Raw genomic sequence first — 15,343 nt, 5'->3', positions numbered from 1 at the left:
CAAAAAAAGCCCATAACGCTAAGCGGTTACGGGCAAAGTTACACAATGAAAAAAGAGGAATTAAAATCTATCGGTTAAGTTACGTATTAGGTCAGAGTCCACAAACTGCGTGACCATTGCAGCACCCCATGCATATGCACGTTGTATTGGGTAGCCTTTGAATATCCATCGCTTACGAACATGGTTAAAACGCTGCAAATACTGCTGCTTAGCACGCGGCAAAGGTGTACTACTTAGCTTATCCCACGCTTTGTATACGCCCGACATGTCGCAGCCGCGCATAAAACGCTGCAACCAACGCGCAAAGCGCGAAAAGCTAATGGTTGACTGAAAATCAATGATATAAGGCTTGCCATCGCTACCACATAATATATTGCCCATATTACGTAAATCTAAATGCACAATGCCTAGGCGGTGCATTTTTGCAACTTGGCGTTCAAGCTCAATAAAAAACTCAACAGGCAACGTCTTACCCTGCTGTATTAAGCTGCTAAGCGGCGTGCCTTCTATGTAGTCATACGCCACCGCTATCGGAGATAAACGGCTAAACCGATTAGCAACTGCATCAAGCTGTGCTAAGCGGCTCAACCCTTTAAATTCTTGATTTACAGAAAGCTTGGCAAAGGTTTTACGGATAAACCACGGGCTTTGGCTAAAGTCTTTTACTATTAAGTCAAACGTATCATCTTTGTACCTGTATACAATTGCGTTCGCAAAACGCCCTTTATGAACAACACTTAAATACTGTTGCATAAATACATGTTCAGGAAACTGCTGCTGTAATTGTGATAACAACTTATTTTCAATCATAACAAACCTAACAAGATGATAACTTTAATTGCCTAGGCAACTATATTAACAAGATTGGATTTGCCGCACAATGAGAACTAGTACTTAGCAGGCTAAGTTTTTATTGAAACAGTATCGCTAAAATGTTGATAATCTATTCGGTAGGTGAGTCTAAATTGGCTATTGCTTTAAATAATAAATCTATAACTTGCTGTTTTTCATCTTCAGAGAATCCATTAAGCGCTTTAGCATATACCTCATTTACCAAAGGCATTATTTGCGGGTACAAGGCTTTGCCTTTTTCACTTAAACCTAAAATGGTAGAGCGCTTATCGAACTCGCACTGAGTTTTTGCTATAAGATCTTTTTCTTCTAGGCGCTTTAGCAAGCGGCTCATAGCCCCTTTATCGTAAACCATATGCTCACACAGCCCAGCTAATGTATTTGCCGAGCCTTTTGCTAATAATACCACCACAATATATTGGGCCGACGTTAAACCCATTGACTGAAGCTGTGTATCAATATGGCTAGAAAGCTTTGAACGTAAAAACGAAATTACTCGCCCTAAATCTTGCTCAGGTATTAATTGTGCTCGGTTACAGCTATTTATCGAAGGCATACTTTGTTGCATATAAGGGTTACTCAGTTTATTTAAAATGCGTGTAATAGACTACACATAATTAATAAAATTCCCTAGGGTTAGCGTACTTTCAATAATAAAAGCCGCAACGTAAGTCGCGGCTATTAGTAATTTAAACAATACCGTTTAAAACTTTAAACCTTAAACTGCCCTATTAATTGCCCTAAGCTCTCGCCGCGCCCAGCTAAATCTCGACTAACCTCAGAAGTGGCTTTACTTGCTTGAGTTAGTTCATTGACAATTTCTTGAATGGCAAACACATTACGGTTTATCTCTTCTGTCACTGAGCTTTGCTCTGTTGCAGCGGTCGCAATTTGCGTACTCATATCGTTTATGCTGGTAACCGACGTAGTCACGGCACCTAAACTTTGCGATATATCGCGCGATGACTCAACTGAGCGATTACAACTTGCTTGGCTCGCCTGCATGGCATCTACCGCGGCGCCCACTAAGTTATGTAACTCACTTAGCATTTCACTAATTTCATGGGTGCTAAGTTGTGTACGACTCGCTAAGCTTCTTACTTCATCAGCCACCACGGCAAAACCCCGACCTTGTTCACCGGCACGTGCTGCTTCTATGGCCGCGTTAAGGGCAAGCAAATTAGTTTGCTCGGCAATGCCACCTATTACACTAAGTACACTGTCAATTTTTTTAGATTGCTCACTTAAAGAGTTTACCTGATCAGCAGCGAGGTTAATTTCGCCCATAAGGTTAGAAACTTCACTAAGTGATATATCTACGCACTCTTGCGCTTTTGCCACTTCTAGTGTTGCTGTCTGAGTAGACTCAGCAACTTGCGTGGTATTTTTAGCTACTTCGTGAGAAGTGGCCGCCATTTCGGTAATCGCTGTGGCCACCAAATCCGTTTCGTGGTTATGATTAAGTAGTTTATTTTCAAACAGTTTTGTTTGCGAATTAATATTGCTTGAAGCATTTTTTACATCATTAGTAACATCAGCCACATTACTTATAATGCTTTGCAGCTTGCTAACAAACACATTAAACGATTCGCCCAACTGCCCTATTTCATCATGCGTATGTATAGCTAGGCGTTTTGTTAAGTCGCCTTCACCTTTAGCAATATCATCTAAGCTTTGGCCCATTATTTGGATAGGTTTAACCATAGCGTTAGACGCTAAAAGTGCGCCCACAACGCTAACTACAACCCAAAATAAGGCAATTAATAACAAGGTGGTGATTTTCTCTTGAGTATGCGATTGCATAGTCTGTTTATAATATGCAAGCTCTGTTTGTATATCATCCATATAGGCACCGGTGCCAATCATCCAATCGGTACCTGGTATCATCACGGCATACCCTATTTTCTCTACCAGTCCATTGGTATTTGGCTTTTGAAAATGGTAATTAAATGCCCCGCCACCTTTACGTGCTTGCTCTAATAATCCAATAATTATTTTTTTACCATTTGGGTCTGTCATCCCTATTTTATTTTGCCCTTCAATAGCACTTCCTAACAGGGCATGGAACACGCTAACGCCGCGTGTGTCGTAAATAAAAAAGTAACCGTCGTCACCAAAAGTAAGCTCCCTAAGGACATTTTTAACACTTTGTGTAGATCCGTTATCCAACTGATGGCGTACCAACTTGCTTGCGATTTCCACTTCAGTGGCAAGTAGCGTGTGTTTGTCTTTAATGAGTTTAGACTTAATTGTTTCAAAATTTTGTTGCTGGTTTTGCGATTCTAAATAGTACGAGCTGGCCATTAAGCTAATTAATAACAAGCTCAACGGTAAAATAGCCAGTAACAAAAGTTTATTTCTCAAGCTTAAGTTACTCATTAAATCTCCACAAATAAGTTATACACGTTAACACTGTCTGCTTTGCAGCAATCAACGTAATAAAGTAAGCATTCAATATGTCACTATTTATACCAATTTATAAATAGCATAGGGGTTTGCCAAGGGCTGGCAAGGTGGGCGCATTATAATTAGATTACAGCGCTTTAGATATATAGTATCACTCGACATTAGTCGTAATTTTAATCGAAAATACTGTGCAGTAACGCGTTTTTATTACCTTTTATTTAGTTAACACTTAAGCAATAGAGCCGGTCTTCACCTCACATTAAGGTAGCCAGGCATTTTTATTTAACATATAATCATCACAATTCTAATAATAAATACTTATACGAAAAACGGAACAATGTTCAACGTTAACTTAGGCTGTGGTTTTTAAAAAATAATGAAGTATTTCTTATATCTAACGTTGTTAATTTGTTTAAACGTGTGCGCTCAACCTGCCAGTAAGAGTATTGCTTTTTACTATTCATCGCCCATGCCACTGGCTGAAATGACCTTTTATTCACGGGTTGTTGTGCAACCACAAAATATCACTAAACACGAACTGAATTGGCTAAAAGAGCGTGATATTAGTGTATATGCTTATCTGAGTGTAGGAGAATCGTACACTGAGAATGAATCTTCAGTAGCTCAAAACCCACATTGGGATAGCCACATTGCTGATTTAACCGCTGAGCATTGGCAACAACACTTGCAAAAACAAGCGAATCAGTTAAAGCAACGCGGCTTTAACGGTTTGTTTTTAGACACGCTCGACAGCTACCAATTATTAAAACCCGATTACGATAAAGCAGCTCAACAAGCGGGCCTTGTTGATATAATTAAAGGTTTGTCGAGTACGTTTAACAAACACTTAATCCTCAACAGAGGATTTGAGTTATTGCCTAAGCTTAATAATTACGCATCTGATTTAGTTGCCGAAGGACTCTTTAGCCACTTTAACCCAGTCGATAACAGTTACAAACTCACCACTGTGGATGATCAAAACTGGTTAAATGCACAGCTTAACAAAGCACAAAAACTTGGCTTTAATGTGCAGGTTATTGACTATGCAAGACCGCAGGCTCGCCTTGCAATGGCAAAACAAATTAGCGATCAAGGCTATGCACCTTGGGTTACTGATGGACACCTTCAAACTTGGGGGACATCAAGCATCCAGCCTGTGCCTAGGCGTATACTCATTCCGTATAACAGTAATGTAAAGCCACTGATATACACCACTGTCCATTTAAAACTTGCCACAATGATTGAGTATTTAGGCTACATCCCCGATTACATTGATGTAGCAAATACGCCTTTACCTAAAGTAGATACTAGCCTCCATGCTGGCATTATCTCGTGGACAACGAGCGATCAGTTTTATGATGCTCAAGTTATTGAGTGGCTCGAAGGTAACTTGGGGGTGGTACCACAACTGATTCTCGGCGAGCTTCCACCCTCTAATAAATTATTACAAAGTTTAGGGGTAGAAACCCTTAACACTCCCTCAAATGGGCCTTATAAGCTTGCAACGATGGTACCTTGGCTAAAGGGTGAATCTTCCAGCGCGCCCGCTATTGTAAAACCGTATTTATTAACACTTACAACGAACGCGCAATCATTAATATCAATACACGCTGACGATGGCACCACGCTAACTCAGGCCAGCAAAACAAAGTACGGTGCACTCATTGCGGCCCCCTGGCTAATAGATACATTACCTATGGAGGGCAGCAACTGGGTTGTAGACCCAGTTGCTTTATTAACTGATGCGATGGGACTTGCACCAATACTTGCCCCTGATACCACCACATTAAGTGGCCGGCGGATGCTGACACTGCATATTGATGGCGACGGTTTCACGAGCATTGCGCACTTTGCAGGTAAGCCTTATGCTGCAGAAATAATCCGTGATGAATTTATAAAAAAATATAAGCTGCCATTAACCTCTTCAATTATTCAAGCTGATATTGAACCTAATGGATTGCATAGCGCTGACAGCCCAAAGCTTGAAAAAATAGCCAAAGAAATATTTGCGCTTCCCTATGTTGAGGTTGCATCACACACCTACAGCCACCCCTATTTTTGGACAGCCTTATCTGGCAGAAAAGAAATAGATAAAGACGATACCGACTACGGGTTTCATTTAGATGTTCCCGGCTATGACGCCATAGACTTAAACAAAGAAATAACTGGTTCAATAAATTACATTAATGAGCGACTCGCACCAAAAAACAAAAAAACCGTAATGATGCTATGGTCGGGTGATGCGACCCCTGGGCCTAAAGCGCTTGAGCTTGCACGAAATGCGGGAGTAATTAACGTAAATGGAGGAAATACCGACGTCAATGCTGATAACCCAAGCTTGTCGCATATTTCGCCTATTGGCCGCCCTGAGCGAGATTTGCTGTATCAAATATACGCCCCTATTTTAAACGAAAATGTTTACACTAACTTATGGCATGGCCCTTACTATGGCTTTAAGCGTTTAGTAGAGACATTTGAAATAACCGAGAAGCCATACAGGTTAAAACCTTACACAATTTACTTTCATTTTTACTCTGGCGAGGTGCCGGCGGGGCTTGACGCGCTGCATTACAATGTGGATTATGTATTAGCCAGAGAAAACACCCCTGTGCATTTGAGCCAATATGCACGTATCGCCAAAGATTTTTATTTCTCTGCGCTTGCTAAAAATGCGCGTGGCGAATGGCTCTTTAGCTCTAAATATATAAAAACGCTACGCTTGCCTGCTATTTTTGATGTACCTAACATGACTAACAGCCACGGTATTTTAGGGGTAACGGCGAAAGGCAATTATATTCACGTGGGCGATGAAATAGCCACAATCAACTTTGATCATACAACCCCTGATAACCAACCTTATTTGCTTTCTGCCAATGTAGCGTTTAGTCATTGGCAGGTAAACGGCCCTGTCAGCTTTAAAGCGTGGATTGAAGCTAAAATTGAGCTAAGAAATGCCCAAAACTGTCAGTTTATCTCTCATATGGGTGAGCGTTACAGTGGAAAAAGGTTTGGTAATAAAACGCAGTTTACATTACCTGCTGGCGAATTTTATGGCTATTTAAACTGCGCAACAAGGGCTCAATGATGAATAATAAAAAACGCCCTCACTTAGTGTCTGTTAAAACTATTTTAATTATTTTAGCCGTAAGCTGCTTTTCTCTTTACGCGCTGTTCCCACACACCCTCTTTTTTGAAGACGACTCATTATCGCAAGATTATACCTTTGAAAAAACCTACTTAAATGCCGCGTTAAGTACAGACCCCTATAATGAAAAACTACGTGCAAAAAAAATAGCCATTCATATTGGTTTAAATGAATATTCACAAGCAACTAGCGAGCTTAAAAAGCTTCCTAAAAGTGATAAAAAAACTGAGCTAGAAATTAAACTTTTATACGCACTATGGGTTGATAGCGGTGCTAAAAAAGATGACCGTTTTGAAGAATTAACTCTTAAATTGTCGGCATTCACACATTGGGATGAACAATTATTAGAAATAGCCAAAGCAACAGGGCTTAATACAAGCGTAGCCCAATACTATGAGCGATACGCTCAGCCATTACTAGCCGCTGATTTTTGGTTAAGCGCTGGAGAGCCAGCCAAGGCCTTGGCCATTTATAAAACCCATATAAATGCTGATGTAGCTCAAAAAGCAATTGAAACTGCGCTTGGCGCTAACAACCCAAAGCAAGCCTACCGATGGTGGAAAAAATACGGTGATACCGCAAATTCTGAGCGTACATTATATTATGCAAGCCTAGCAGGTGATGATGCAGCCGCCTTGAAAGCGGTTGAAATATTACTAAAAGCACAACCTAATAACAGCGAGTATTTAACCAAAGCCATGCATTTACGCTTAGCTAATGGCGATGCACCAGGGGCTGAGCAATTAATCGCAAAGTTATTACTTAAAACCCCAAATAATAAAGCGCTTAGGCTTTTAAACTGGAAAATTATGCGCTGGCAAAACAAACCAAAGCAAGCGCTTAAAGAATTTAAATGGTTAATGGCTCACAAAGCCGTTGATGTGGCTATGCTGACCGATAGTATTAATGACGCCAACGCTCTTTACTTGTACCAAGACGCTAACGACATTTACGAATATAAAGCCCAGAACAGGCAACTTAAAGGCAATGGCTTTGCAAATTGGATGCAAACCAACGAATTTATTGGTAATGCAAAACAAGAGCTTAACCATATTGAGCGCTATGAAAAAATAAACGGTAAAACACCACTTTCTCAATTTTGGAAAGCCAAGGTGTTACACGATACCGGTAATTTAGCTGGATTAAGAGCCTTGTGGCCTCACTACGCAGGGCCAAAAAACGAAGAAGATTTACTCTGGCTTGCAAGAGCACATTGGTTGAATGATGACTTTACAACTGCTTTGACCATTCTAAAGCAAAAAGCGCACAGTAACGATGATGAGTTTTGGAGTGCACGTGTTGATATGGCTATGCGTGTGAACGATAAACAAGAAGAGTTGTACGCCTTAGAGCAATTAAAAAACATCACCCCTTTGAGTGTAGGTGATATGCTGCATTATCAGCAGTTAAAATTTGCCGACAACCCACAAGGTTTATTAAATTACCTATGGCAGCAAGCGCCATTGACCGATAGACAATTAATTCAAATCACCTTATTAAGTACGCAAATTGGCGATGAAAAATATGTTACACGTATTCATCAGGCACTTGAAAAGCAGCGTTATAATAAAGCGCTTTACCCAGCCTGGTTAATCTTATCAAACTGGTACCAAAACCAAAGTGACTTAAACTACGCGTACACAACACTTAACCGTGCAGCAAAACTAAGCGAATACAATCCCGATGTGGTACTGGCACAAGGCTGGCTTGCATTACAAATGCACGACACCATTATGATTAAGCGTATTTTAGCTAACTACTCAAGCAATGAGCCCAACCGAGATTGGGCACAATTACTGGCGAGTTTATCTATTCATCAAAAAGCCTTTAATAGTGCTTACTTTTATCTGCGCCAGTTAGCTATTAGTAATCCTCGGGATTTAACCACTTTAGTAAATTTAGCCGATGTGATGAACCAATTAGGCTACTACGCTAACGCCAGCGAACTTAAACATTATTTATTAAACCATTTACCAAAAGACAAATACGCATACCGCGGTTTAATGATCCAGTGGGCAGGTGCTATGGCCGTGCCCCACTTACGCCAATTTAGTAGCTTAGATGACATAGCGCCTGAGGCTATAAACAACGCAACCGCTAACTGGTGGTTAGCAAGACGGGCAGCACAAAAGCTTGAGCCATGGCAAAAGCTACAATTAGCTATGAGCAACGGCGAATTTAATAAAGTGAAGGCGCTGGTAAATACACAAACGTTAGGCAAAGTAGATGAACTCAGCGCTTTATTATATTTAAAGCAACCTTATGCAACTATGCAGCATTGGTATGAGGAGTTAACACAAGAGCCAACACTAGCCGAAACGTCTTTATTACGTAATGCCCGCACCAGCTACTTTAGAGCATTAGAGATTAATCTATCGCCCGAGGCAGGTCTAAACACTAGCCAATACGATGTAAATGTTTATTTTCCGTATGCTAAAGGGCAATGGAAACTAAGTATTAGTAATCAGCAAAATCTAAATAACAACGGGTTACTGTTTGCCATTGAAGATAAAATGACGTGGGGCCGCTGGTACTTTGATGCAAAAGTAGACTCGCATCAGGGCAAATTAATGAGCCGCCAAGGCCTGAGCCTAGATACGCGTTACCAATGGGACTCGCGCACGCAGGTAGGTGTAAAACTTGAGCACAATGTTGAAAACCGTCAGTCAGAAACCTTGCTTAGCTTTGCTAAATTAAATAAAACCACGGCTTATATTAATTACGCCATTGATGGTCGCCAAAACGTGCAGCTCTCGGCAGCTGCAATGGCGTTTAAACGCCGCAGCGATAGCTCAACGCTTGTAAAAGGCCAAGAATACAACGCCCGCTATCAATACACTATTTTAAAAGACCGCCCTATTTGGAATACCTATTTTAGTGCGCAATGGCAAGACTTTGAGCGCACACTCGCCCCTTTAGGTGTAGACCAAAGAGCACGACCGCAACTTATTGATATACAACCATTTAGGCGCTTTGCTCTGGGTACCTCGCTTTCGTCAAACACAAACTTAGCTCCGCCATACTTAGGCGAAAGTCCCTCATGGTTATTTGACATCAGTACGGGTTATCAAACGTTAAATGATACCCTTGATGTGTCAGTATCAAGTGGAGCAGGCTGGTCTGTGCTAGGGGATGACTTATTTAAATTACAACTGGGTTATCAAAGTAGTAATAAAGTGGGCAACTCAGATACACAATTACAATTGGGCTATTACGTACATTTTTAATGTTAGGAGAGAATATGTTTCGTTTAATCATACCGTGTTTGGTATTAGTGCTCAGCGCATGTACCACCAGCCGTGTGGCTGATGATGTAGAGCTGGGACCATCAACTACCGTGGCGTTACTGCCTTTGGTAAATCATGCGCAAACCCCACTAGCTGGTGAACGTGCAGAAGATATACTGGCTAGTATTTGGCAGCAAAATAAGCTACCAAAGTTATTACGTGCACCGCGAAATAATAACAAGGAGCTTCCGCCGCTTGATGACCAATACCGCCTTGATAAAGCTATGCAGTGGCTAAACACGCAGCAAACAGACTATGTATTATCAGGCAGCATTGAAGAATGGCGTTATAAAGCAGGCCTCGATGGTGAGCCTGTAGTAGCACTAACACTCAGCTTAACGGCTACAGGTCAAACAACACCACTTTGGACCGGTACTATCGCCAAAAGTGGCTGGGGACGCGATAGTATTGCCGCCACAGCACAAGATGTTATTGCCGATTTAATTTCGTACATTGAGGTTAGTGAGTGAAAACACATTTTTTTCGACCAAGAGAGGTTCCTGAGCTACAAATTTGGGCTGAGGTAATTATATTTACCACGCTTGCAATTGTACTGCCGGTTATATTTAACGCCGCAGACCCCTTTTGGACGGAAAATGGGTTTTCGTGGCCAGTCCTAGGGCCGCTGTTAGTGGCTCTACGCTACGGTTTTTCAAAAGGTTTTATAAGTATATTATGTTTATTAGCTGGGCAGTTATTGTTAAGTGAAAGCCAGGTATTAGCGCAACCTAGCGAGTTTAATATCAACGCTATGATTGGTTATTTAATTGTTATTATGATTGCTGGCGAATTCAGAGATGTATGGGAGCGCACCAATCAACAGCAAAGCATTGAACTTGAATATGTCACTAACCGATTAGAGACCTTTACCCGCCAATATCATTTAATAAACTCATCCCATGACCGGATTGAGCAAATGCTGGCAGGTCATACTCTTAGCCTTCGCGAATCACTTCAAGCGGTTCGGGCCGTTATCGGGCAACTAACACAAAGACGCTTAGACAGTGCAGCAACAAGCATTTTAAACTTATTTGTTGAGTATGGCTCACTCGAAAAAGCCGCACTTTATAAAGTAGAAAACAACGCCATAATAGAGCCGCCCTTAGCAAGTATAGGTGCTATGGGGGAGCTAAAGCTGGACGACCCACTTATAAAAGCTATGTTTGAAGAGCGCGAATTGGTTTCGGTAAAAGAGATTAAAAATACGTTTAGCCAATACCACATTGCTATCCCACTGGTTGATATTAATAACACCATTTATGGGGTTATTTTAGTACAAAACATTCAATTTTTTGCGCTCAAAAACACCACTCTCACCTTGCTTGCGGTTATGGCCGGTAATATCGGTGATTTACTTCGCCATGAAATAACCAACCCGGTAATGACCCCAGAAGAAACGCCTTATTTTGTAAGGCAGCTACGCAGAGCAAACAAAGAAGCTAAACGCTATAACATTCCCTCGCAGCTGCTTAAACTAAAAGCAGTGCAAACAAGTGAGGAGTCGCGTCAGTTGTTAGAGTATTTAAGTGAGGCTCGTCGGGGACTAGATATTTACCTTTACGACAGTGAGAACCACACTCTGTTATTGCTTATGCCAATGGCAAATGAACTGGATAAAAGCGGATTTATATCGCGCATTAACACATGGTGTATTGAACACTTTGGCAAAACCATTGAGCAACTGCATATTAAAATAGAAGAACAAATGGCCTTACCAATAAGTAGCGAACACATCGCTAAGCTAGTTGCACCTCATGATTAAAATTATTGCTGCCGCTTTTATTGGCTGTTTATGTGAATACTTTGCGTTTGCGCATATTTTAGATGCGCCTAACTGGCTATTGATTGTTTTATTGCATGGCATTGCTAGCCTGTGCTTTACCTTTGTTAGCCATGCTTTTATGCCTAACAAATATAAAACCACCTTAAAAAGTGGCTCAGCGCTGTTATTTTTGCTGCTGTTTACCTTGCCAGTGTTTGGTATTTTAGGGGTGGTATTTGCCATTACTTTTGCCCTTAGTAAACCGCTTAAAAACAGCGACGTTGATATTGTAGAGCACAAGGTTCCTGCCCTGCCTTTTGAAGCAAGAAGTGTTTCAGCAACGCCTATTTACTCAATGGGTGGATTAAAAGCTATTTTAAAACACGCCAGTGAGCCCAATAAACGCCTAAGTGCAGTAATGGCTGCTCGGCACATGAGCGATGCCCAGGCTATTCCTATTCTCAAACTGGCCTTAAAAGACTTAGAAGATGATATTCGCTTACTTGCCTATTCAACTTTAGATAGCAAAGAAACAACACTGAACGAAAAAATAAGCCAGTGCCAGCAAGACATAGCCAATACTACTCAGCAACCCAAATTAAGCAATCTGCAGCGCCAACAAGCAGAGCTTTATTGGGAGCTTAGTTACTTAGGGTTAGCACAAGGCGCACTAAAGAAATACGTACTAGAGAAAGCAGAAACACTGACTTTAACAAGTATAGAGTTTGATCCTCAACCAGCAAGCTATGTGTTTTTAGGGCGTATTCAGCTAGCGCTGGGTAAATTAAATGATGCACAACAAAACTTAAATCTAGCCACTCAATTGGGCATGGCCAGACGCCACGTATTGCCTTATAAAGCCGAAGTTGCCTTTGGATTACATAATTACACTGACTGTCAGCGCTATCTCGAAGAATTAGCGCTACAGCCCAAGGGTTCTGAGTTACGCCATTTACAGGAGTATTGGCATGAGTGAAAAAAAAGCTGACATTCTACTCTTACTTGAAGGCACTTACCCCTATGTTAGGGGCGGCGTATCAAGCTGGGTGCACCAGATAATAGAAGGCCTACCCAATTATAACTTTGAACTTGTATTTGTCGGTGGCGCACCCGAACACTACAGCGATATTCAATACACGTTACCAAGTAATGTGACAAAACTGCACGAACATTATTTAGTTACGCCCCATAATGCAAAAATAAGCGCTAAACATGGCGTTAAATATAAAAAAGAGCTGTTTGATTTTTGGCAGCAACTGCAAAGCTATTTCCGTGACTGTAAAGATCCTATCCCCACAGAGTTAGTCAAGTTTGCCTTTGAAAACCTAGCTAAAAAAAGTGGCATAAACGAAACCGATTTTTTATATAGCGAATCGTCGTGGCAAGTACTGGCAAACTATTATTTAACCTATTGCGATGAATCCTCATTTATCGACTTTTTTTGGTCGTACAGAAATTTATATAAACCGCTGTTTAAAATAGCCGAAATAGCTCGCTCCCTCCCCGATGTTAAACTGATTCATTCTATTTCGACAGGTTATGCGGGCATATTAGGCGCAGGTGCAAGCGTTATACACAACACGCCATTTTTGCTTACCGAGCACGGTATTTACACTAAAGAACGTAAAATAGATTTAATACAAGCTAGCTGGATAAAAGAGTCTGAGCAAAGTCTCGGTAAAAACCTAAATACTGAAATGGGCTTTATTCGCCGAATGTGGATCAGCTTCTTTGAGCAAATTGGCCGCACTACTTATCATCAGGCAGACAAAATCATTTCTCTGTATGAGGGTAACAGACAACGACAAATTAAAGATGGCGCCAGTGAAAGCAAAGCCTCGGTAGTCCCTAATGGTATAAAAACAAAACGCTTTGTTGATGCACTTAACGCAAGACCTAAATCGGTCCCGAGGGTGGTTGGGTTAATTGGCCGTGTAGTGCCAATTAAAGATATTAAAACCTTTATCCGTGCCATTAAAGAGGTCCAAGCCAACATGCCAGAAATAGAAGGCTGGATTATAGGCCCTTTTGAGGAAGACCCACAGTATTACAAAGAGTGTCAGTTACTGGTAAGCAGCCTAGATTTGAGCAAAAACATTACGTTTACCGGCATGCAAAACATTGCAGAAATACTCCCCAAATTAGGTCTTGTGGCGTTGACTTCAATTTCTGAAGCACAGCCTCTGGTATTGCTTGAAGCAATGGCTGCAGGCGTACCTGTGCTTGCAAGTGACGTAGGATCGTGCCGAGAAATAATAGAAGGAGGAAGCGAAGAAGACAAGGCGCTTGGTAAGGCTGGCGAAGTAGTGTCTATTGCTTCACCTAGCGAGACCGCACAGCAAATAAACACGATATTACAAAACGAGCAAACATGGTATCAGTACCAACAAAGCGGCCTCAAACGTGTTAAAACATACTACGACGAGAGCCACATGTTTGCCCGTTACGATAAACTTTACAAGGATACAATCGCATGGCCGGAATAGGTTTTGAGATACGTAAAATTCTCAAAAAAAATACCCTACTCTCTGTTTTTGAAGCCTACGGTTACGCAGGATTAATAGGCTCAGGGCCTTGGCTACTTTCTATTATAGCGCTCATGCTCATTGGTATTTTAAGCTTGGGTGTTGTACTGCCTAAAGTATTAATTGTTCAATTTTTAACGCTCATTACCTACATGATGGCAGCGTCTCTTATATTAACTGGCGGACTACAGCTGTTACTAACACGCTTTGTTGCCGATCTGTTTTTTCAAAAAAAGGATGAGCAAGTACTGCCTAACTTACTGGGGGCACAACTAGTAACAACAGTTGCGGCCTTGCTTATTGGTTTAGCCGTTTGGCCAATACTACCGTTGCCCGTAGTCACTAAAATAATCATATTGGGGGCATTTGTAAGCTTATGTAACCAATGGCTTGGCGCTATATTTTTATCAGGAATGAAAGAATACCGGCTTATTTTAGTGACCATGTTAAGCGGTTACAGCTTTATGGTGTTACTGGCATTTTTACTGCGCGACTGGCAAATAGACGGGTTGTTTTTTGCGTTTTTTGCCGGTGAAGCGCTACTGTTTTTTAGCTTTTTGTTTATGATTATTCGCCGCTACCCCGGCGGTGAACTTATTAGTTTTGATTTTTTAAACAATAAAAAAGTGTATTACAGTCTCTTTTTTTGTGGGCTCTTTTACAATGTAGGCGTGTGGGCCGATAAAATTATTTTTTGGTATACCCCCGCTACCTCTATTCAAATTATTGGCACATTAAGAGCAAGCCCTATTTACGACTTGCCTATATTCTTAGCCTATTTAACCATTATTCCAGGCATGGCGGTATTTTTAGTCAGAATGGAAACCGACTTTGTAGAACAGTACGACCGTTTTTATACCGCCATTAGAGGAGGCTCATCACTTGAAGAAATTTTTTACCTAAAAGATAAAATGGTGCAAACAGCGCAAGGCGGCCTTTACGATATATTTAAAATCCAAGGTATAACCGTTGCGTGCTTATTATTGTGGGGAGAACAAATACTGAGCTTTATTGGTATAGACCCTAACTACAAAACACTGTTGTTTATTGATGTGGTGGGTGTAGGTGTACAGGTAATATTTTTATCTATTTTAAATATTTTATTTTATCTAGATAAGCGTGCCACCGTATTATTTTTATCTGGGCTGTTTTTGTTTATCAATATTGTATTTACGATTGCCTCAATTGCATTAGGGCCACAGTTTTATGGTTACGGTTTTGCGCTCTCGACTATAATTACTTCGGTCGTTGGCCTGTATTGGCTATCAAAACAATTTGAAGAGCTTGAGTACGAAACTTTTATGCTACAGTAGATTACCAGTACCATTATTGGTAACTTACAATAATAAAGCTAACGATAAATAAA

10 protein-coding genes are annotated in these 15,343 nt (G+C 41.0%); 7 read left to right on the top strand and 3 right to left on the bottom strand.

The window, feature by feature from the left end; genetic code table 11:
* Positions 1–60 precede the first annotated feature (60 nt).
* The 3 genes from AN393_RS03860 to AN393_RS03850 form a co-directional block, all read right to left on the bottom strand.
* Positions 61–810, bottom strand: a complete 750-nt coding sequence (locus AN393_RS03860) for a serine/threonine protein kinase (RefSeq protein ID WP_055015376.1) — start codon at positions 808–810, stop codon at positions 61–63.
* A gap of 133 nt (positions 811–943) precedes the next feature.
* Entirely contained in the window at positions 944–1,420 is a 477-nt protein-coding gene (locus AN393_RS03855) for a MarR family winged helix-turn-helix transcriptional regulator (protein ID WP_055017371.1), read from the bottom strand.
* A gap of 143 nt (positions 1,421–1,563) precedes the next feature.
* Positions 1,564–3,231 (bottom strand): methyl-accepting chemotaxis protein, encoded by a 1,668-nt coding sequence (locus tag AN393_RS03850; RefSeq protein WP_055017370.1) that lies wholly within the window; start codon positions 3,229–3,231, stop codon positions 1,564–1,566.
* Between the two features lie 403 nt (positions 3,232–3,634).
* On the opposite strand from AN393_RS03850, the gene AN393_RS03845 reads away from it, so the two are divergent.
* From AN393_RS03845 to pelG, 7 genes are read left to right on the top strand one after another with little or no spacing between them, the layout of a single operon-like run.
* Complete coding sequence (locus tag AN393_RS03845; protein ID WP_055017369.1) at positions 3,635–6,343, top strand: endo alpha-1,4 polygalactosaminidase; 2,709 nt, start codon at positions 3,635–3,637, stop codon at positions 6,341–6,343.
* Positions 6,343–9,630 (top strand): tetratricopeptide repeat protein, encoded by a 3,288-nt coding sequence (locus tag AN393_RS03840; RefSeq protein ID WP_055017368.1) that lies wholly within the window; start codon positions 6,343–6,345, stop codon positions 9,628–9,630. Before AN393_RS03845 ends, AN393_RS03840 begins: the two co-directional genes overlap by 1 nt.
* A gap of 14 nt (positions 9,631–9,644) precedes the next feature.
* Entirely contained in the window at positions 9,645–10,160 is a 516-nt protein-coding gene (locus AN393_RS03835) for a hypothetical protein (RefSeq protein WP_055017367.1), read from the top strand.
* A complete protein-coding gene (locus tag AN393_RS03830) occupies positions 10,157–11,452 on the top strand; it encodes a PelD GGDEF domain-containing protein (protein WP_055017366.1) in 1,296 nt (431 codons plus the stop codon). Before AN393_RS03835 ends, AN393_RS03830 begins: the two co-directional genes overlap by 4 nt.
* Entirely contained in the window at positions 11,445–12,428 is a 984-nt protein-coding gene (locus AN393_RS03825; RefSeq protein ID WP_055017365.1) for a HEAT repeat domain-containing protein, read from the top strand. The genes AN393_RS03830 and AN393_RS03825 overlap by 8 nt, the downstream gene beginning before the upstream one ends.
* On the top strand, positions 12,421–13,938 hold the full coding sequence (gene pelF, locus AN393_RS03820) for a GT4 family glycosyltransferase PelF (protein ID WP_055017364.1): 1,518 nt from the start codon (positions 12,421–12,423) through the stop codon (positions 13,936–13,938). Before AN393_RS03825 ends, pelF begins: the two co-directional genes overlap by 8 nt.
* Positions 13,926–15,290, top strand: a complete 1,365-nt coding sequence (gene pelG / locus AN393_RS03815; RefSeq protein ID WP_055015385.1) for an exopolysaccharide Pel transporter PelG — start codon at positions 13,926–13,928, stop codon at positions 15,288–15,290. Before pelF ends, pelG begins: the two co-directional genes overlap by 13 nt.
* Positions 15,291–15,343 lie beyond the last annotated feature (53 nt).

The organism is Pseudoalteromonas sp. P1-25 (assembly GCF_001401805.1).
Lineage (GTDB): Bacteria > Pseudomonadota > Gammaproteobacteria > Enterobacterales > Alteromonadaceae > Pseudoalteromonas.
The sequence above is the reverse complement of the archived record's forward strand: the minus strand, read 5'-3'. Positions and strand labels throughout refer to the sequence as shown.